The 18,604-nt window shown below is 36.0% G+C and carries 14 protein-coding genes and 1 pseudogene; 1 reads left to right on the top strand and 14 read right to left on the bottom strand.

The window, feature by feature from the left end:
- Position 1: 1 nt before the first annotated feature.
- The 3 genes from MHI57_RS16510 to MHI57_RS16500 form a co-directional block, all read right to left on the bottom strand.
- Positions 2-454, bottom strand: a complete 453-nt coding sequence (locus MHI57_RS16510; protein ID WP_307315870.1) for a helix-turn-helix domain-containing protein — start codon at positions 452-454, stop codon at positions 2-4.
- A gap of 508 nt (positions 455-962) precedes the next feature.
- On the bottom strand, positions 963-1,328 hold the full coding sequence (locus MHI57_RS16505) for a hypothetical protein (protein ID WP_307315807.1): 366 nt from the start codon (positions 1,326-1,328) through the stop codon (positions 963-965).
- A 36-nt stretch (positions 1,329-1,364) separates the two neighbouring features.
- Positions 1,365-2,792: an aminotransferase-like domain-containing protein gene (locus tag MHI57_RS16500; protein ID WP_322910234.1), complete on the bottom strand. Its 1,428-nt coding sequence runs from the start codon at positions 2,790-2,792 to the stop codon at positions 1,365-1,367.
- Between the two features lie 100 nt (positions 2,793-2,892).
- Between MHI57_RS16500 and MHI57_RS16495 the strand changes: the two are divergent.
- Positions 2,893-3,491: pseudogene (locus tag MHI57_RS16495) on the top strand (LysE/ArgO family amino acid transporter).
- A gap of 100 nt (positions 3,492-3,591) precedes the next feature.
- Here the strand turns inward: MHI57_RS16495 and MHI57_RS16490 are convergent.
- The 11 genes from MHI57_RS16490 to cdaA form a co-directional block, all read right to left on the bottom strand.
- Positions 3,592-4,245, bottom strand: coding sequence for a uridine kinase family protein (locus MHI57_RS16490; protein ID WP_095371059.1), 654 nt, complete (start codon positions 4,243-4,245; stop codon positions 3,592-3,594).
- An 86-nt stretch (positions 4,246-4,331) separates the two neighbouring features.
- Positions 4,332-4,850, bottom strand: coding sequence for an SRPBCC family protein (locus tag MHI57_RS16485; RefSeq protein WP_340977314.1), 519 nt, complete (start codon positions 4,848-4,850; stop codon positions 4,332-4,334).
- A gap of 669 nt (positions 4,851-5,519) precedes the next feature.
- Positions 5,520-6,842, bottom strand: coding sequence for a DUF4179 domain-containing protein (locus tag MHI57_RS16480; RefSeq protein ID WP_340977312.1), 1,323 nt, complete (start codon positions 6,840-6,842; stop codon positions 5,520-5,522).
- Complete coding sequence (locus MHI57_RS16475; RefSeq protein ID WP_322910326.1) at positions 6,835-7,347, bottom strand: sigma-70 family RNA polymerase sigma factor; 513 nt, start codon at positions 7,345-7,347, stop codon at positions 6,835-6,837. Before MHI57_RS16475 ends, MHI57_RS16480 begins: the two co-directional genes overlap by 8 nt.
- Before the next feature lie 937 nt (positions 7,348-8,284).
- Positions 8,285-9,652, bottom strand: a complete 1,368-nt coding sequence (locus MHI57_RS16470) for a hypothetical protein (RefSeq protein WP_307315813.1) — start codon at positions 9,650-9,652, stop codon at positions 8,285-8,287.
- A 173-nt stretch (positions 9,653-9,825) separates the two neighbouring features.
- The gene (locus MHI57_RS16465; RefSeq protein WP_307315815.1) at positions 9,826-10,281 is read right to left on the bottom strand and encodes a PaaI family thioesterase; all 456 of its coding nucleotides are present in this window, start codon (positions 10,279-10,281) and stop codon (positions 9,826-9,828) included.
- Between the two features lie 857 nt (positions 10,282-11,138).
- Positions 11,139-11,993 carry an aldo/keto reductase gene (locus MHI57_RS16460; RefSeq protein ID WP_307315818.1) on the bottom strand — a complete coding sequence of 285 codons (855 nt, stop codon included), beginning with the start codon at positions 11,991-11,993 and terminating at the stop codon, positions 11,139-11,141.
- A 681-nt stretch (positions 11,994-12,674) separates the two neighbouring features.
- Positions 12,675-14,474, bottom strand: a complete 1,800-nt coding sequence (gene glmS / locus MHI57_RS16455; RefSeq protein WP_307315834.1) for a glutamine--fructose-6-phosphate transaminase (isomerizing) — start codon at positions 14,472-14,474, stop codon at positions 12,675-12,677.
- Between the two features lie 486 nt (positions 14,475-14,960).
- A complete protein-coding gene (glmM, locus tag MHI57_RS16450) occupies positions 14,961-16,307 on the bottom strand; it encodes a phosphoglucosamine mutase (RefSeq protein WP_322910229.1) in 1,347 nt (448 codons plus the stop codon).
- Positions 16,308-16,343: 36 nt separating this feature from the next.
- Positions 16,344-17,672, bottom strand: a complete 1,329-nt coding sequence (locus tag MHI57_RS16445; RefSeq protein WP_340977300.1) for a CdaR family protein — start codon at positions 17,670-17,672, stop codon at positions 16,344-16,346.
- The gene (gene cdaA / locus MHI57_RS16440; RefSeq protein WP_095371070.1) at positions 17,665-18,507 is read right to left on the bottom strand and encodes a diadenylate cyclase CdaA; all 843 of its coding nucleotides are present in this window, start codon (positions 18,505-18,507) and stop codon (positions 17,665-17,667) included. The genes MHI57_RS16445 and cdaA overlap by 8 nt, the downstream gene beginning before the upstream one ends.
- Positions 18,508-18,604: the final 97 nt, after the last annotated feature.

Below are 18,604 nucleotides of genomic sequence, written 5' to 3'. Positions count from 1 at the left end.
CTTACTCCGTTTTATATTTTTTTGCCAACGTTTCACTCCCAATCGCTCCAATGATTGAAGCAGTGAATGGAAGAAACGCATAAAGAATCGAACCTTGGAAAAACGTTATATTCAAGTCAAAAAATTTATTACCCACAGCGATAAGAATTTTGAAAACAACTAAAAATAAGCCAACAAGCAGAAGAAGATCAAAAAACAACTTTAACTTTGGATACGCTAATTGCTTTCCATCTTCAATAATGCTCTCCTTCAAATGATCATCTCCTTTTAATAATTCATCAATGGTAATATCAAAAATTTCACTTAGTTGAATGAGAGATTCAATGCTGGGATATCCTTCTCCACGTTCCCATTTTGATACTGATTGTCTACTAATTTTAAGTAATTCACCGAGCTGTTGTTGAGACATTTCATGTTTTAAACGTTGTTCTTTTAATTTTTGGGGGAAATCCATTTTCTTCATCTCCTAACAACTCCAGTATATTTGCATCTCTAACTAAACGTAAAGAACCGTGTCGTTGCAACGATGTAAACGAATAGTTGCGGGATAAAATGAGTAGTTATTTTACCATGTTATATTATATCAGCTATCACTTTACCTACATTTCCCATTGTCATTTATACTTATTATGCTGTTTTCTATTTGAAGATACCCGTGGGGAAATTTCCAGTATAAGAAAACGGCCATTCCCCTATACCACTAAAGTAAAAAAGGAAGTGACCGTTTCTATCATAGCTTTATATAAGTTTATCTTTACAAACATCTCACACCTGATATTTACCAATAGAGCAGATGATAAAGCACCATAATCACAGCAATAATTAAAATGACTAAAACCACTTGATTAACTTTAATATCAATTAACACTTTATTTCATTCGGATAATTTACTTAAGTAAGATTTTTAAAGTATTAGTTAATCTGAAGTGTATTATAAATAACTTAAGAAAAGTTGAAAGTCACTACTTTTTAAGACGGTTCTCCAATGATTCAATCGCCAGTTGAAGCGCAATTAATCGTCGCTCATTTACTGTTTTTTGAGGACTACCATCTTTTGCTTTTGCTATCTGTTTTTCAATAGGTGGAATAGTACTTTGCAAAATATCTTTAGATGTTAGAATAACTTCTTCTTCATATGAGAAGTCTTCACCGTTCCAAATATTCCTTAAGCTATCTAAACCGACTTTTATAGCATCTCGTCTCTTTCTTACTAGAGTAGTATTAGACCCCTTTTCAGTCATGCTTTTATAAGCATTTGAAAGTTTACTAAATGTAGACTCTAAGGATTTTACGGATAACTCTTGTATTTCTTGGTTAATTGACTTCATGTAGACTTCTCATCACTTTCTATTATTTAGTAGTATTCATTCATGATTACAGAGTAATAATAAAGCATGCAGACCTTCTTTTATTTCTGCTAGTGAAGCATACGCATACGACAGTCTTATATGATGAAAATCACCTGAATGATAGATATAACCTGGGTTGATTAAAATATTTTGATTGAGAAGGTTTAGAAATAGTGCTTTGTTTACGATAGGTTTATTAAACCTTAACCAAATATAAAAGCCACCTTCTGACTTATTCCACGTAGCAATCTTTCTAAATTGGTTTTCTAGTATATTTTCAATAAATGCCGCTCTGTTCTTTAGTTGTTCACGAAGATTTTTTAAGTGATTTTCATATAAACCAGTTGAAATCCAATGTGCGACGATCTCTTGAGAAAGAGCACTTGAACCATAATCCGTTTGCATTTTTATATCCGCTAGCCGTTCAACCACAGGTGAAGGTGCTACAATCCATCCAATACGTAACCCAGGACTTAATGTTTTCGATACACTACCAAGATAAAGTACTTGTCCTGACTTGTCTAAAGACTTTAAGGTAGGTAAAGTATGATCAAATAGTAATTCATGATAAACATCGTCTTCAATAATAGGAATCTGTAACTCTTTGCATATATTGTATAGATTTTTCTTTTCCTCCAACAACCAATTAACTCCAGTAGGATTATTTAATGTCGGAACACAATAAAATATAGATTGTTTTTTCCTCTTAAAAACTTTTAAGTTCTCAGCTAATTTCGGATGATTACGCATTACCGTATGCATACGCATTCCAGCAGATTGAAAAGGATGAATAGAACTTAAATAAGATGGTTCTTCATGGAAAATCACAGAGCCTTCTTCTAATAATCCAATGGCAATTAGTTGAAGCGCCTGAAGTGCTCCAGAAACAATTAGAATGTTCTCTGGTTCCGATTGAATACCTCTTATTTTCAGATAGTCACATAATACTCTTCTAAGTCTTTCATTTCCTTTTGGTGATGAATAACCGATAGATTTTGCATCAAGGGTGATTTCTTTTAAGGACTGTTCAAGTTGTTTTGTTGGGAGTAGTTCCGGTGATAATTCACCTGTTCCAAGGCGAATGATATGATTATATTGCTCGTATTCATTGATAAGTTGAATGGTATGGTCATTTGCTCTATGGATACTTGAATCAATATGCTTTTTCCAATTCGGTTGAGTTTTATTTAAAAGTACATTCCAAGAAATATTAGTTACAAATACACCTGATCCTAATTTTGATTGAAGTAAACCATCTGCCTTCAGTTCATCAAGAGCAAGTTGAACTGTACTTCTATTGACATTAAATTGTATCGCTAGTTGACGCTGTGTGGGGATTTTTGTTCCAACCGCCCAATCTCCACTTTCTATACGAAATTTCATCCAATCTACAATTTGTTCGTGAAAAGTTAAATGAGAATCACTACTCGGTTTCCATTTCAAGATAATCCCCCTTAAATTGGGTGGATAAAAAACCATCCAATTGGTTGTTTTCTTTCAGTTTTATCATAGTACGATAGTAATTGAAAGAGAGTTGATTTGAATGGAACCCATTCTGCATGGATTAATTTTGGCATTCGGACTTATTTTACCTTTAGGGGTACAGAATGTCTTTGTATTTTCTCAAGGAGCAACCCAACTTAGATTGGCTCAGGCACTTCCAGCCACGATAACAGCTGCAATCTCTGATACACTTTTAATCTTATTATCTGTATTTGGTTTATCAATGATTGTCCTTCAATTTGAATGGTTACGAGTAATTTTAATGATTACCGGTATCTTATTTTATTGTATATGGGATCTGTCATTTGGAAATCCGAAACGACAAAAAAAACGAATAAGGCTTTACCTATTCGTCAACAAATTATCTTTGCTTTATCTGTTTCTTTTTTAAACCCTCACGCCATCTTAGATATAGTCGGTGTTATTGGGGTAAGTGCAATAAAATATGCTGGAAAAGAACAATTTCTTTTTACTATTACTTGTATTACAGTATCTTGGATTTGGTTCTTTGGGCTAATGATTGCAGGAGCATTTGTGAAAAAGTTAGATGGCAAAAGAAATGTATTGCAATTATTTAATAAATTCTCTGCTATCTTTATCTGGGGTACAGCCATTTATATTTTTCTTGATTTAATGTAATATCCTTGGAATTATCATTTCATATGTAAAATGCGAAAGCCTTCTGTCAAGATGCAAGGGAGAAGGCTTAAAAGGTAAGATTTCTTTTTTTAAAAGTAGTTTATTCTTTCACTTCAAATGTATTTTTCTCTATACATATCGCTGCTGCAGACGTATTTATAATGATATCAAAATCCTGGCTGTATGGATGCATAAACACTTCGTACTGTATCCTTCGTTCTTCATGGGATTGCCTTAAATAATTGAGATCTGCTCCCCTTTCAACGATGTCCCGATTCGACCTCCTTAATAATTCAGTTTCACCATCTGTATAGAAATAAATTTTTAAGTCAAATAAATCAGGATGAATAAATGCTACACTCATTCCCTCAACAATCGTTACTTTATTCCTCGAGGAAATTAATTCGCTTTTCATATAATGTGTATGCATTGTGTATAAATCTAAACCATCTCTAATCATCTGAACATCTCTTTCTAAAGATAACAAATGATGCGCTGATGGGTGGCAAGCTGTCATTTTATAACGATGATTTTCGTTTTGATATGTATAGTCAATCATTGCATGGTTTCGTATATTCGAGCTAACAATATACGGGTCTGTATTTATATAATTCACTCCATCTTGATTTAATACGTTTATAAGCTTATTGGCAAACGTTGTTTTTCCAGCAGCACCATGTCCGGAAATACCAATAATAAGCTTTTTATCCGTTATTGTAATCCAATTTAGGATGTCTTGTATTAACTTATCCATCAATCTCCCCCCGTCACTAGATTTGCTTTTTTCAACTTACTTTTTAAGATGTCTATACTTCTAATGATGAGTGCTATATTCTCCACTTAATTCGAATCAAATGCTTCCCGATAAAACTCCCTTAACTCCGCTCCGTTATCCGGCCATTCGGGCAGCTGTTCGTTAGCCAACATAACCAATGCATCAAGACAGCGATGCCATCCTGCTGCTGTTGCCGCTGCCCAAGACCGGTCATCAAACGTATGCTGAAAATTCATTCGGCACCCGTCATCGGTATTTTGCAACTCGATTCTTAGCATATCAGCGCCTTCATGAAAGGCAAAGACGACAGGTGGTTGGTATTCAGTAATTATGCCTTCGTACTTCGTCCCCTCTCCATCATCAAAAGCTATTTTGCCACCTTCAATAAGATCCATCTCTCCAGTTGCAAACGGATACCACCTGGTAAAGTAATCAGGATCTGTTACGTAGCGGAAAACACTCTCTGGTTTATGGGTAAACAAACGTTCAAATTGCAAAACATAACGACCATTCACTTCATATAACTTTCCGAATTTAGTCATCTTATTCTCCTTTACATTTTTATTCATTATTAAGATTAACAAAAAGCTTCATCTTAAACTATGCCCGTTTGCGAAATAAAATTTCCGATAAAAAACCTCCTCTTGACCATCATATCCAAAGGGTATAAACATCGCAATTTATGCTGATTTGGAGTAAGTTTGATCAAAATTAAATATAACGAATATGCTTCAAACGGTTCTTGTACGAAACCAACAAAATAGTTTATTAACCGGCATCTAGCTGTTTTCTAGGTGTAAAAGTATAACTATCTCACACTTTTAACTAAAATAAATATAACCCTTAGTTAATAATTACTAACATAAATGTGTTGTCTAAATTGATAAAAATCCCTACCTACTCATGGTCGGGATTTTCATCATCTGGTCTTCACTTTTTGTTATCTAATTCATTTATGAACCGTAGGAACAGCTGCCAAAAGAATAGTTAGAAATTAATGTGGATTCTTTAGGATCAAAGTTAGAAAAGACCCGGAAAATTTTACGGAGCTTTTTCTAAACATAAGTACATATTACCTTAATGAAAAACGATAAAAATCAATTCTATTAGATTCAGTCGGGATTATTATTAAGAGGTCTTTAACCCTTTGGTAATTCCCCAAAAGTAATGCAAATGCGCATACAGACAGTGGTTTTTTATGAAAAATTCACCTTCTATTTAACGGAGTACCTGATGACATTTGCATTGGGCTATTACTTTATTTTCACATTAGCCTCTGCACTGATAGAGGCTGGATAATCAAGCAATTCAAGTTTAACAGGTCCTAAGTCAGTTGCCTCAGATGGGAAAGGAACGGAATACAATACATAGTCGTCGACATAAGAATAGGAGATACCATATGGTTCATCCTTACTTATTACATTTCCATCTGCATCTATTGCATGCGTAAAAATTGCTGATTTGAATTGATTCGGATTCGTATCTAATTTAATGGACATCTCGCCTTGCTCTATCTCTACATCTGTTAATTTTCCGTCTTTCGGTGCCTTAAGTATTTTCTTTTTTATCGGGTCTACTTCAACATTGAGCTCTTCCTTATCAAGCGCACGAATTGAATTGAAACGCAAATATAATTCTTTAGGATTAGTAAAGTAGTTGCTCTGCAAATAAATGATTGTTTCGTTCTCATTGATTTGTGTAGTCTCTATTACACTTGTATTCCATGTTTCTCCTTTTTCATCTATTAGATGCAAGTCATTAATACCAAATATCTTTTTACTATTTTGCGAATGATAATATACATGTACAGCTGTTTGAGAAGGATACATTGTTACGTCCTTGATTGTAAATTGCTGTCCTTCAATTTCTAATGTTTTATCCACATTATACACTTTCTTTCCAACAATTTTACCTTTATCTAAAGTAAAGGGAATTTCCCAAACCCCGTCTAAAAGTTTCTTATCTTTAGAAAACTGAGTTGAAAGAATTAGTTCATTTGGCAGATTATCCCCTTCTTTTAAAGGAACCCTGATTTCCAGCAAAGAATCCGGATTATCATTCCGATATTCACCAACTATATGATAAGGCAATACCTCTCCTTTTTCATTAAGCAATTGAAAGCTCCCTAGAGTAATAACTACGTCTTCTTCATCTGATTGATATTCATAAAAAATGATCAGTGATTTTTCATCATGAATAATTGAATTCAAAGTAAACTCTATACCTTTGTTATTCACACTTGAATCCACTTTTTGTATGTAATTATTTTCAACAGCTGCAAGTAGTCCTTTGTCATATCGGACAAAATCAACAATTTTCCCCATACCAGGTACATTTGACATGTAATATGCAACGGGTTCGGATACATTAACAGATGTAATAAACGTAAGTCCTAAAATACATACAGCAGTGAATGTCTTAATGGGCAGCTGCATTCTCTTTTTCTTTTTCTTTTTCTCTGCTTTTGCTTGCTGTATTCCCCTTAGAATTGCCTGGTCAGAGCGATCGTCAGAAATGGATAGATCCTTCATTATTTTTTTTGATTCAGCCAACTCACTTTCTTCTCTTTCAAACATTTAGCCCACCCCCCTTATTTAATTGAACCTGAAGTGCTTTTAGGCCTTTGTATAGCCAGGTTTTAATGGTGCTCTCCGACCTTTCGAGAATTTCGGCAATATCTTTTATCTTTAAATCGTTATAATACTTTAAAATAATGACTTCTCGAAAACGTGCATCTATTTTTAGTAATGCTTCCTCTATTTCTAACGTCTGGTTGTCATTCTTCGTTACTATTAAATTATCAATATACTTAGGATCTGCGATTCTTTTTCTTTTACGAATTTGATCATGGCAGTAATTAAGCATAATCCGGATAACCCATGTAGAGAAGTATTCTGCATGTTTCAATTTATTCAATGAAAGATAAGCCCTAAAAGTTACTTCCTGCAATGCTTCTAAGGCCTCCTCCTCATTATGTAAGTAACCCAAGGCTATTTTTAATAGTCTACTTTTATGGATTTGGATTAATTCGTAGAAAGCATCATCATCTCCCTTTCTTGCTCTATTGACTAGGTTTTTCACTTCCAAGCGCGCTTCCCCCTTTTCTCTTTCTAGTTATTAGACATAACAAAGAAACAAAAAGTCTTAAGTTTTTACTTTCTGCAGAATTTTTTGGTATTTGATAATCGAATACTCTAAAGGTGTACCCGTTGCAAAAGTCCTTTTTAAAAAAAACAAGTAATTCAGTAAATTTAGTTTATACTTATAAAAATTGTATAGATTTTTTGAATGCTTCTTCTCCTTGATATTGTAAATGTATAATCCAACAATGATAAGTTTTTTCTATTTCTATTTTAAATTTTAGAGAACTTAACCATAAAAAACTGCACCTCATTTGTTAGATCATGTCTAACAAATGGGGTGCATATCAGAATTTTTAAAAACGGTATCACTCTTATTTAAATTCTATACAAGTACTTGTAGCCATGGAATAAAGTTTGATCAAAAGCACCTCACAAAGCCACATTTTGGGCAAAAGATCGTCACTCTAACCATAATCCTACTTTTCCACTAATAGATTTATATTTTTATGATTAAGTGCGAGTCTCCCCTTGTGATAGATTTTGCGGAAAATTGTTAGCCTTTAAGGTAGATAATATATAGATTCCTTCAAAAGATTTAAAACATAAACGACACATAGGGTTCTTTTCAAAAATTTCAATACTCTTGCAATTAATCTTTAAATCTTGGACATACTAATACTAGTACTCTAAAAACAGACAGTTGTCCAAATTCAAAAAGAATTCACCCATCAACTGTTTGGACTAATTGCCTAGGATTGGGCATCACTAGAAATCTTTCGCTTATATTTTCTTCAAGAATTTGCACCCGAACCCTACAAGCAAAACCACCACTTCCAATTTAAAAACAACCTTTTCAAAATATAGAACAGACCGTTAGAACTATTAGTAAATATTACTTTCCAAAATACACTTAAGTTGTTCAATTACGCTTTTGATTAACTAATTTTTTCTTCCTTAATTTTCACATCATTAACAATAGGTAAATCCTCTTTATTTTTCCCAATTAACAACATATATAAAACGGTACCAATACCAATTCCCCATGCAGCTCCTAAAGTGGCGCATAACACACCTATCATTAGCACTAATCCACGCGAAATATTATTTGTAACCATTGACATCGCTATATACGCGCAAGCAAATCCAGTGAGTAGGATGGTTACCGATAGGGCAACTGGAAATAGCGGTGCAATAATACCCATGACTGGTAAAAGTAATCCTAATGGAATCGCTAGTAGATAGAAGTTTGCTACACCAGAGAAAATAGAATCCATTACATGACGACCCTTTTTATAACGTTGGATTAAGAAAACCTGTACCCCCGTCCAAATTGGTCCATGTAGCCACGGCATTGGTCCTGCTGTTAAAATTTGTGCTAAGTTACGGAATGCTAGTACGAAGTGACTTCGATTCATATTAATATCAATTTTTTCATCTTTTCTTGCTTCTTCCGCGTCTTTTAACAATGTTTGAGCAACAAGTAAATCCCCAAACACTAAAATATAAAACATAAACCCAATTGGAATCACAGACACAATCATTTCCCAAGGTGGTAAACCAACTGACCAGATGGATAATGTAGAAAACACTTCACCAATAGGAGGAACAAAAACTCCCCACTGAAGATCAAACGTAACTTCACCTGTAGAGAAACCTACAACACCAGCTAGTGCAAATGCAATTAATAATGCATTTGATCCCGCTATGGCCTTTGCCTTTGTATCTGGTAATCTAGCAAATGGAATAGAGAACATTAATAGAAGTACGATTACCCAAGCTGTCACTAACGTAATCGGCATCGTTGGTAAACGGCCAATCTCACTTTGAAATGCTGCAATCGCTGCCCCCATAATAATCCCCGCTTTTAGGGATGCAGGAATTACATTATTAAACTTTTCTCCTAATCTAGTTATACCAAAGAACAGGAATAATGCGATCACTACAATGGATATTGCGATCATACCATGAATCGCTTCAATACCAGGTGTAAGCGTATTCAAATAAACGATGGTTAAGGGAAGCGCTGGTGTAATTGCACCAGCAGCATATATGTCACCAAATAGTACGGTTTGAGCGATGACCCAAACTAAAAACACTAAACTTACTGTCCATGCAACTTCTAAAGAGATGTTAAAATATTTCATCGCAAGGGGAGTTATCGAACCACATGTTGCTAGTAGTAATAAGCCGCCTTGAAGATGCTGACTTGGTGTTATTTCGAGATGAACTCCTGGAATCCTCATTGTAAAGGGACCCCATTTAAACCCAGGATGAATTTCTCCTTCTTTCCGCTTTATAAGCATAATTATTACCTCCTTTATAACTAAATGAAAACGCTTAAATAATTTAGGTTAATCAGTACAACTTAAGAGCATACCCTTTGCCCTAAGTGACAACGGAGGACTTTCATTAAATTCTAACAACTATTACGAACTCCCCCTGCAAATCGAATGATTTGTCCGGTATGTAAAAAACCTTATCTTAATTTATCCTGTTGAATAAAATATTGACTTTTCCGGTATACCATCGCTTCCATTGTTGCAATTAGTTCATTCTCACTTTGGACATCGATTTTGTACCAAGCAAGTTTATGATTTTTCTTTATTTCTTTTGCATATCCAGTTAATGTCATACCACGTTTGCCAGCTGATATAAAGTTAACATTGGTTGTGACGCCCACTGCTGTTTTGCCATATGAGTTGCTTGCAGCTGCGAATACGTAGTCTGCAAGTGAAAAGATAATGGCCCCATGAACCATTCCATGTGAATTAAGCATGCGTTCGTCAGGAATTAATTCGGCTTCCGCTGTGCCAGGCCCAAGTTTTGTCAGTTTCATGCCGAGAAAGGATGCAAGTGGTTCGTCTTTTAAAAATTGCTTAATTTCATCGTAATGCAAATCATGAATAGCCTCATCATTTAATTGAATCGTCATGGATTGAATTCCCCTTTTTTAAAGTTTTTTCATGCCATATTCAGTGTTTTTTTGAATAGTACTTTAGCAAATAAATATTTGCCTATATTCGCTTTAGACAACACTGTATCTAAATTAGTACCAGTAAAGCCAAGAGTGACAGTAAAGATAGTCGGGTTGTTCATTGTGAAGATACCAATTTAAGCCAAACCACATGCCGATAATAAAGAATTTTATGAAGTACATGATTTAAATCTTATTTTTCAATCAATTGATAATAGACTTCTTTTCTGCATATTCTTCAACTAAATAGATTTTTTCTTTTTTCCATAAGGCACCCTCCTATAATTAATACAACGTTTTTAAAACGTTAGTTTCGTATGATGATATACAACAATCTAGTTAAGACTATAATAAACATATAATTAAGTAAATTTAAAATTTACAAATTATTATACTCCCTCTCCAGTTATAACAAGAAAAGTAGGAATGAATTTAATTATATTGAATACTTTTTATAATCAATTTTTTTCATCATTTAATTATAGCATAACATTATATTAACGGGAGGTGAAAAAACGAAACATATTTGCGAGCTTTTTTCTAAAGTGAATGGTTCAATTCAAATGTAATTTTCTGTTTCCACTTTAGAAGTTAAATCAAAATCATAATTGCTAGAATTAATAGTGGTCAATACATCCCGGCAAAGGAAATGAGGAATATATTGTAAAAAAATAAAAGGAAGATCTGCTTAAAACAGACCATCCTTTTATCTATTGTTCAAAAAATATCTAATTCAGAGTTTCCAATCGAATATCGTATCAAAAACGATATTTATTTTATGAATGAATACTATACGATGTTATATATTGTCCTGCCTATACATATTCGTGATATTCATTTGGGTCCTGCCCTTCTACACGGCCAGCTTCTCCTTTATCCAATGAATCAATTGTTTCAATATCCTCAGGTGCTAATTCAAAGTTGGTACTATTGAAATTATCTTTTTGATGCACGGGATTACTTGATTTTGGTATAGAAAATACGTCAGCTTGATAATTCCAATTTAAAATAATCTGCGCCGGGCTTTTATCGTACTTATTCGCAATTTCTTTAATTGTGGTATTTTTTAGCACGTCATTCAGATAACCTCTACCAAAAGGGCTCCAGGATTCAGTAAGAATGCCCCGTTTTTTATTTTCTTCTACCATACGGTTATTATTAAAATACGGATGACGCTCCACCTGGTTTGTAGCAGGTGTCACACCTGTTGCTTCGATAATGTCGTCCAGATGTTCTGGTTCAAAGTTTGAAACGCCAATGGTTCTGATTAACCCTTGTTTTTGAGCATCCACTAAAGCCTTCCAAGCTTCTACATACTTGCCGTCCTTAGGGTTCGGCCAATGAATTAAATACTTGTCAAAATATTTTAATCCAGTGCGGCGTAGAGATTCTTGGATAAAGATAAATGCCTTGTCATATTCATGGTAAGCACCGGGCAATTTCGTACTAATCAAAATTTCCTCTCTGGGCAGTGCGGACCGACGCACAGCTTCACCGACAATCCCTTCATTGTCGTAGTTTGTTGACGTATCGATTAAGCGATATCCTATATTCAAGGCGTTTAAAATTTCAAACGTACCCTGATCCCCGTTAATACCGATTGTGCCTAATCCCACAAAAGGAAGTTCTGTACCATCATTTAGAGTAAAACCATTATTATTTAAAGTCAAAACCTCATCTCCTTTTAAAATTTTGCAATGTAAGTTGAGATTGGAAATAACTATTTCCATGATGTCTATAGTTACAATACCCGATTTAAAAAAATCCTACACCAACCTGAATTGATTGCTATACCTTTGTGACTTTCTTGGTTTCTCACCAAATCCCCTCTATCCTTTCTCCCCCAACGTTCCACCCGCTCATTTACGCCTGAAGGCAATGTTATTAAGCTATTCCCCAAAAGCCCACTATCGACCTCTTTTTACGTTCTGTATTGTATATAATATTTTGACAATATAAAATAGATGTCCCTCTGAATGGAGACAGAAATAGACATAAGCAATGAGAATAAAAAATACCTTTCCCAACACTCTTATTCTTCTATCCCGTTTCTTACGAAGTGTATAGAAACAATATGACAAACAAACGAACACACTATAACTTTTTTATCAGACAAGGTTTTTGGGGGAATATTGGTCAAAGAAAAGGACTGAACCCTATTGGATCCAGCCCGGATTTGTATTGAGATTTTGAATAACCTTAAATGAATGTCTATCTATTCGTGTTTTCCACGCTCTTTCCCCGACTCCTTTACCGTTAGGATACCACCTTAGTTCCATGAGAAGAACAAAGTTACGTGAGAACCAAGAGAGTTACAGGGCGGACAAATTCTAAAATCCAACAAAATCCCCTTATTCAACAGTAACCGACTTAGCCAAGTTCCTTGGTTTATCTACATCACAGTCACGGTGCAGAGCAGCGTAATAAGAAATCAACTGCAATGGAATAACCGAAACAAGTGGTGAGAGCATTTCGTGTACTTCTGGTAGGACGAATGTGTCACCGTCTTGGTCTAGGCCTTTCATTGAGATGATGCATGGGTTAGCTCCACGTGCGACGACTTCTTTAACGTTGCCGCGGATGCTTAGGTTAACGCCTTCTTGTGTTGCCAGGGCGATGATTGGTGTACCGTCTTCGATCAGAGCAATGGTACCATGTTTGAGTTCTCCTCCAGCAAAACCTTCTGCTTGGATATAAGAGATTTCTTTTAGTTTTAATGCGCCTTCAAGGCCTACGTAGTAGTCAATACTTCGGCCGATGAAGAAGGCATTTCTTGTTGTTGATAGGAAGCTACGTGAGATGTCTTCGAAAGTTTCTTTTGAGTCACATAGTGTTTCCATCGCATTTGCAACAATACCTAATTCTTGGACAAGGTTAAATTCTAATTCACGTCCTTTAGCAATCGCTGTGACCTCTGCTAAGATTGCTAATACCGCTACTTGGGCAGTGTATGCCTTTGTAGAAGCGACAGCAATTTCTGGTCCAGCATGTAACAAGAGCGTGTAGTCTGCTTCACGGGATAAGGTTGAGCCAGGGACATTTGTAATCGTTAATGCTGGGTGTCCCATTTCTTTCACACTAACTAATACTGCACGGCTATCAGCTGTTTCACCACTTTGTGAAATAAAGATGAATAACGGTTTTTCTGATAGCAACGGTGTGTTATAAACAAATTCACTTGAGATATGCACTTCAACAGGGACTTTCGCTACTTTTTCAATATATTGCTTACCGACTAATCCAGCATGGTAAGACGTACCGGCAGCGATAATGTAGATACGATCAGCACTGTTCATTGCATCCAGAATCTCTCCATCAATCGCTAGCTCTCCTTGGTCATTCTGGTATTTCTGAATGATTTTACGAAGAACAAGTGGTTGCTCATCGATTTCTTTTAGCATGTAGTGAGGGTATGTTCCTTTTTCAATATCGCTTGCATCAAGTTCTGCTGTGTAAGGTGCACGTTCGATTGTTTCCCCTTTAAGGTTCTTAATCGTTACACCGTCTTTTGTCACCATTACCATTTCTTTGTCCATGAGTTCTACATATTGATCTGTGATTTGAATCATTGCCATCGCATCAGAAGCCACGACATTGAATGCCTCTCCTAAACCAACTAATAATGGACTTTTGTTCTTCGCGACATAGATTGTGCTCTTGTCTTCATTATCTACAAGCGCAAGAGCGTAAGAGCCTTTAAGCTGTTGCAAAGTTTTGCGAAAAGCTTCTTCAGTGCTAAGCTCTTTAGCAAATTGATCAATCATTTGTACGATAACTTCGGTGTCTGTTTCACTTTTCAGCTCCACACCTTGTAAGAATTCACGTTTCATCTGTTCATAGTTTTCAATCACACCGTTATGAACAAGTGTGTAACGACCTGAATTACTTTGATGAGGGTGTGCATTTTCTTGACTAGGTACACCATGTGTTGCCCAACGTGTATGACCGATTCCTGTATTCGCTAAAACCTTTTCGTCTACAATCGCACGAAGGTCAGCAATTCTGCCTTTTTCTTTAAAAACTTGCACGCCAGCTTCATTGACTACCGCAATACCTGCAGAATCATAGCCTCTATATTCTAGCTTTTCTAAGCCTTTTAATAAAATTTCCTTTGAATCTTGATTACCAATATATCCAACAATACCGCACATACTTCTTCCTCCTAATGTAGAAGGGGCAAGAAGCCTTTAAGGGCGTACTTGCCCCTTATCTCCGTATTTTTTCAATGTGAAAGCAAGGCATGACATAGATGCCTTTACGTTCTATATTTATGGCATTCATCTCTCTTTGTCCATTAGGTTACCCTAATGATTTAAAGACATGATTACGGTTGTGCTTTTCAACCGGGAGGTACCCGCCGATGCTTCGATAAACCTCCTCCTCGTCAACTAACCTTCCATATCCGTTCAAAGATTAGCCCGGGCGCTTTAATTATGAAATTGTGCTTCTAAACCACCTTTCTTTTTTATATACAAAAACATGATAAGCATAACCGATACGCTTATGAAAGTCAACGAATAACCATCAATTAATAGGTATTTTTTACTATAAGTGGAAGTTCTCCATGCTTTTTTCATACATAAATAAAATATGCATAAGAAAACAGAAGCGTTCCCTTATGCATCAATATTACACGCTTATTTTAGTCCCATTTCTTCTTCTACAACAGCAGCAATACGGTTTACATATGCTTCACAAGCCTCTTCTGTAGCTGCTTCTGCCATGACGCGAACAAGCGGTTCAGTTCCTGAAGGACGGACAAGAATACGTCCTTCACCATTCATTTCTTTTTCAACTTCACTAATAACAGCTTTAACCTTTTCATTATCTGTTACATGGTGTTTATCCGTTACTTTAATATTAACGAGCTTTTGTGGGAACTTTTGCATTTCTTTCGCAAGCTCTGAAAGTGATTTGTTTGTCACCTTCATAATGTTCACTAGTTGTAAACCAGAAAGGAGCCCGTCACCTGTCGTGATATGATCAAGGAAGATAATATGGCCAGATTGTTCGCCACCTAAACTATAACCACTCTTCTTCATTTCCTCTACAACATAGCGGTCACCGACTGCCGTTTGCACACTTTTCATCTCATTTGCTTCTAATCCCTTATAGAAACCAAGGTTGCTCATTACTGTAGAAACAACGGTATCCTCTTTAAGTCTACCTTGTTCTTTCAAGTACTTCGCACAAATGAACATGATTTGGTCACCATCTACCACTTGCCCTTTTTCATCGATAGCTATCAACCGATCGCCATCACCATCAAAGGCAAGCCCTACATCCGCTCCTCTTTCTTTCACAAAAGCAGCTAAGGCTTCTGGATGTGTAGAGCCCACTTCCTCATTAATATTTAACCCATTGGGTGAAGCACCCATCATCGATAAATCGGCATCCAAGTCAGCAAATAAATGATTTGCTAAGAATGAAGTCGCTCCATGTGCACAATCTAAAGCGATATGAATGCCAGAAAAATCATCATCAACAGATTGCTTTAAGTATTGCAGATATTTCTGTCCGCCTTCGAAGTAATCATTCACTTGTCCAAGATCACCACCAACTGGTCGTGGTAGGGAATCATTCTCCTTGTCCATTAGTTCTTCGATTTCATTTTCCTGTGCATCTGAAAGCTTGAAGCCATCTGGACCAAAAAACTTAATTCCATTATCCGCAACAGGATTATGGGAAGCAGATATCATTACGCCCGCCTCTGCATCTAATGCTTTCGTTAAATAGGCAACACCTGGAGTAGAAATAACGCCGAGTCGCATCACTTCTGCGCCGATAGAAAGAAGGCCTGCTACCAGTGCATTCTCAAGCATATGTCCTGAGATTCTTGTATCTCTCCCAATTAAAACTTTTGGGCGTTCTTGATCTTTTGTTAATACATATCCACCAAATCTACCTAGTTTAAAGGCTAACTCTGGCGTTAACTCACTATTTGCCACTCCGCGAACGCCATCCGTACCAAAATATTTTCCCATTATTAATCGCTCCTTCACTTTCCTCTGCTGTTCCATCTATTCTTTTTCTGTAATATTGATTATTGCCGTCTCACTCTCAAGTTGGGACTCAACACCAGGAGGTGCGTCTAATTGAATATTCACCTCATGTTCTCCAGGATTAAGGCCAGATACATCTATAGATAGGGTAAAATCACCTTTACTTAAACTATTCATATCCTTTTCATTACCAGAAACCTTCAAGCTTGTCTCACCTTCATCAGGGCTTTGAAATGTCACATCATATTGGTCGTCTAATCCTGTGATTGTTATCGGCATGCCTGAATAGGTTCGATTCACTGTTTGTTCATTTGCGGCTTGTTCCTGCTCTTGTTCTTGTACTTGTGATTCTTCTTCCTCACTGCTGCTATCTTCTGGTGCTTCTTGTTCCTTAACAGTCACATTGGCATTAACCGTCACTTCTTTAGGATCAACACTAGTAATTCCGTCAGAGATGATCACAGGTAATTTTATTTCCTGATCTTTATCGAGTTTGCTTAAATCGACCTCTACCCTAACCGTTTTTACATCATTTAGAACATTTTCTGGAGCAAAAATGGTTGCTTCTGTTTGGCTGAGTTTAAGAGAGTCTAACTCAACTCCCGAAGGAAGGCTCCCGGTTTCAACAATATCGATGGGCACCGTCTTACTTAAACGCTTCACATCGACCGAAACCTCCACCTCACCTGGATTTACATCTACATCTAATTTATTCATATTACGATCGAGCACATTAATCGCGGCTGTTTCTGTAAATGATTCCGTTATAGAACCTTTTGTATTAACAGTTGCTTTGACATAAGCAATCGATTCAATCACATTTTTGGCACCTGTTATTTTGACTGTACTAGGTTCAGCAAGTGCTGCTTCGGCCTTGTAACCTTCTTCAAGTAAACTATTGTTAAATTCTGCTTCCACATTGAACTCTTCAGTTACTTTTTCATCAATTGTTACATCTACAGTAGAAGGGTCAATTATATATTCAAGCTTATCGGATAGATCTTTAATCCCTACCTCTACTTCTTGTCGACCAATTTCTGCATCTGATAAGTCCACAAACACTTCAAAGTTCCGCTGTGCCTTCGCATTTTCCAAATGGCTCCTTGGGCCATCTAAAGTAACAGCCACTGTTTCTGGAAGTCCGGAAACGACAAGATTATCTGTATCATAGTAAGCTGTGAGCGGAACATTTTCAATGACAGCTGAGCCATCATCTCCAGGTACATTGATACTTCTATTATCGTTATTCGTATCATAAACCGAATCAAACAGGAGCAGAGCAATTAATAAAGCCACTACCTTCATAAACCATCTGGTATCAATGAGCTTATCAATATATTTATCCATTTTTCTTTCCCCTCCAGTTCCAAAGAGTGGAAGAAGATTGTTTTGATTTAGCTGAGTGAATAAGCTTCTCATTTAAAAGTTCTTTGAGCTGATCGAGTTTCAAATCGCGTGTAAGTTCACCATTTTTCGCTACAGATATTCCACCTGTCTCTTCAGACACAATAATGGTGATACTATCTGTTACTTCACTAATTCCCATCGCTGCTCTATGTCTAGTACCTAACTCTTTAGAGATAAAAGGACTTTCTGATAAAGGCAAGTAACATGCAGCAGCTGCAATTTGACTTTTCTGTATAATAACGGCGCCATCATGTAATGGTGTATTGGGAATAAAGATATTAATAAGTAATTCTGATGATATTTTGGAATGCAATGGAATACCAGTTTCAATATAGTCACCCATACCAGTTTCACGTTCAATCGAAATTAGCGCACCAATTCTCCGCTTAGCCATGTAATCAACAGACTTTACAATTGCAGTAACTAATTGATCTTGATCCATCTCTTCTTGGTTACCACTTCTAACGAAGAATTTACCCCTACCAAGCTGCTCTAGTGCACGACGCAACTCTGGTTGGAAGATAATAATAATGGCTAGTACCCCCCATAAGAGAACTTGTTCCATCATCCATCCTAAAGTTTGCAAATGAAGGATATCACTTAAAACCTTTACAATCAGAATAATAAATATCCCTTTGACTAATTGGACGGCTTTCGTCCCTTTAACAATCATAATTAATTTATATATAACGAACCAGACAAGGAGAATGTCTACTGTATTCGCTAAAAGCCTTAATAAAGGTAAATCTGTGAAAGATAAATCTAAAAGCGACATTTTCCTTCCTCCAAGTATTTATTTCCACCATTAAAATAGTCGTTTAACCTACTTATTATACCATATTTCTAATGAAATCCAATTTTCTAGTTATGTA

This window comes from Cytobacillus sp. FSL K6-0129 (assembly GCF_038007625.1).
In the GTDB taxonomy this organism is placed as follows: Bacteria; Bacillota; Bacilli; order Bacillales; family Cytobacillaceae; genus Cytobacillus; species Cytobacillus kochii.
The sequence above is the reverse complement of the archived record's forward strand: the minus strand, read 5'-3'. Positions and strand labels throughout refer to the sequence as shown.

Coding starts and splice junctions, on each gene's coding strand:
- MHI57_RS16510 (WP_307315870.1), bottom strand. CDS start 454: ATGGATTTCCCCCAAAAATTAAAAGAACAACGTTTAAAACATGAAATG.
- MHI57_RS16505 (WP_307315807.1), bottom strand. CDS start 1,328: ATGAAGTCAATTAACCAAGAAATACAAGAGTTATCCGTAAAATCCTTA.
- MHI57_RS16490 (WP_095371059.1), bottom strand. CDS start 4,245: ATGGATAAGTTAATACAAGACATCCTAAATTGGATTACAATAACGGAT.
- MHI57_RS16480 (WP_340977312.1), bottom strand. CDS start 6,842: ATGTTTGAAAGAGAAGAAAGTGAGTTGGCTGAATCAAAAAAAATAATG.
- MHI57_RS16470 (WP_307315813.1), bottom strand. CDS start 9,652: ATGCTTATAAAGCGGAAAGAAGGAGAAATTCATCCTGGGTTTAAATGG.
- MHI57_RS16465 (WP_307315815.1), bottom strand. CDS start 10,281: ATGACGATTCAATTAAATGATGAGGCTATTCATGATTTGCATTACGAT.
- glmS (WP_307315834.1), bottom strand. CDS start 14,474: ATGTGCGGTATTGTTGGATATATTGGTAATCAAGATTCAAAGGAAATT.
- glmM (WP_322910229.1), bottom strand. CDS start 16,307: ATGGGAAAATATTTTGGTACGGATGGCGTTCGCGGAGTGGCAAATAGT.
- MHI57_RS16445 (WP_340977300.1), bottom strand. CDS start 17,672: ATGGATAAATATATTGATAAGCTCATTGATACCAGATGGTTTATGAAG.
- cdaA (WP_095371070.1), bottom strand. CDS start 18,507: ATGTCGCTTTTAGATTTATCTTTCACAGATTTACCTTTATTAAGGCTT.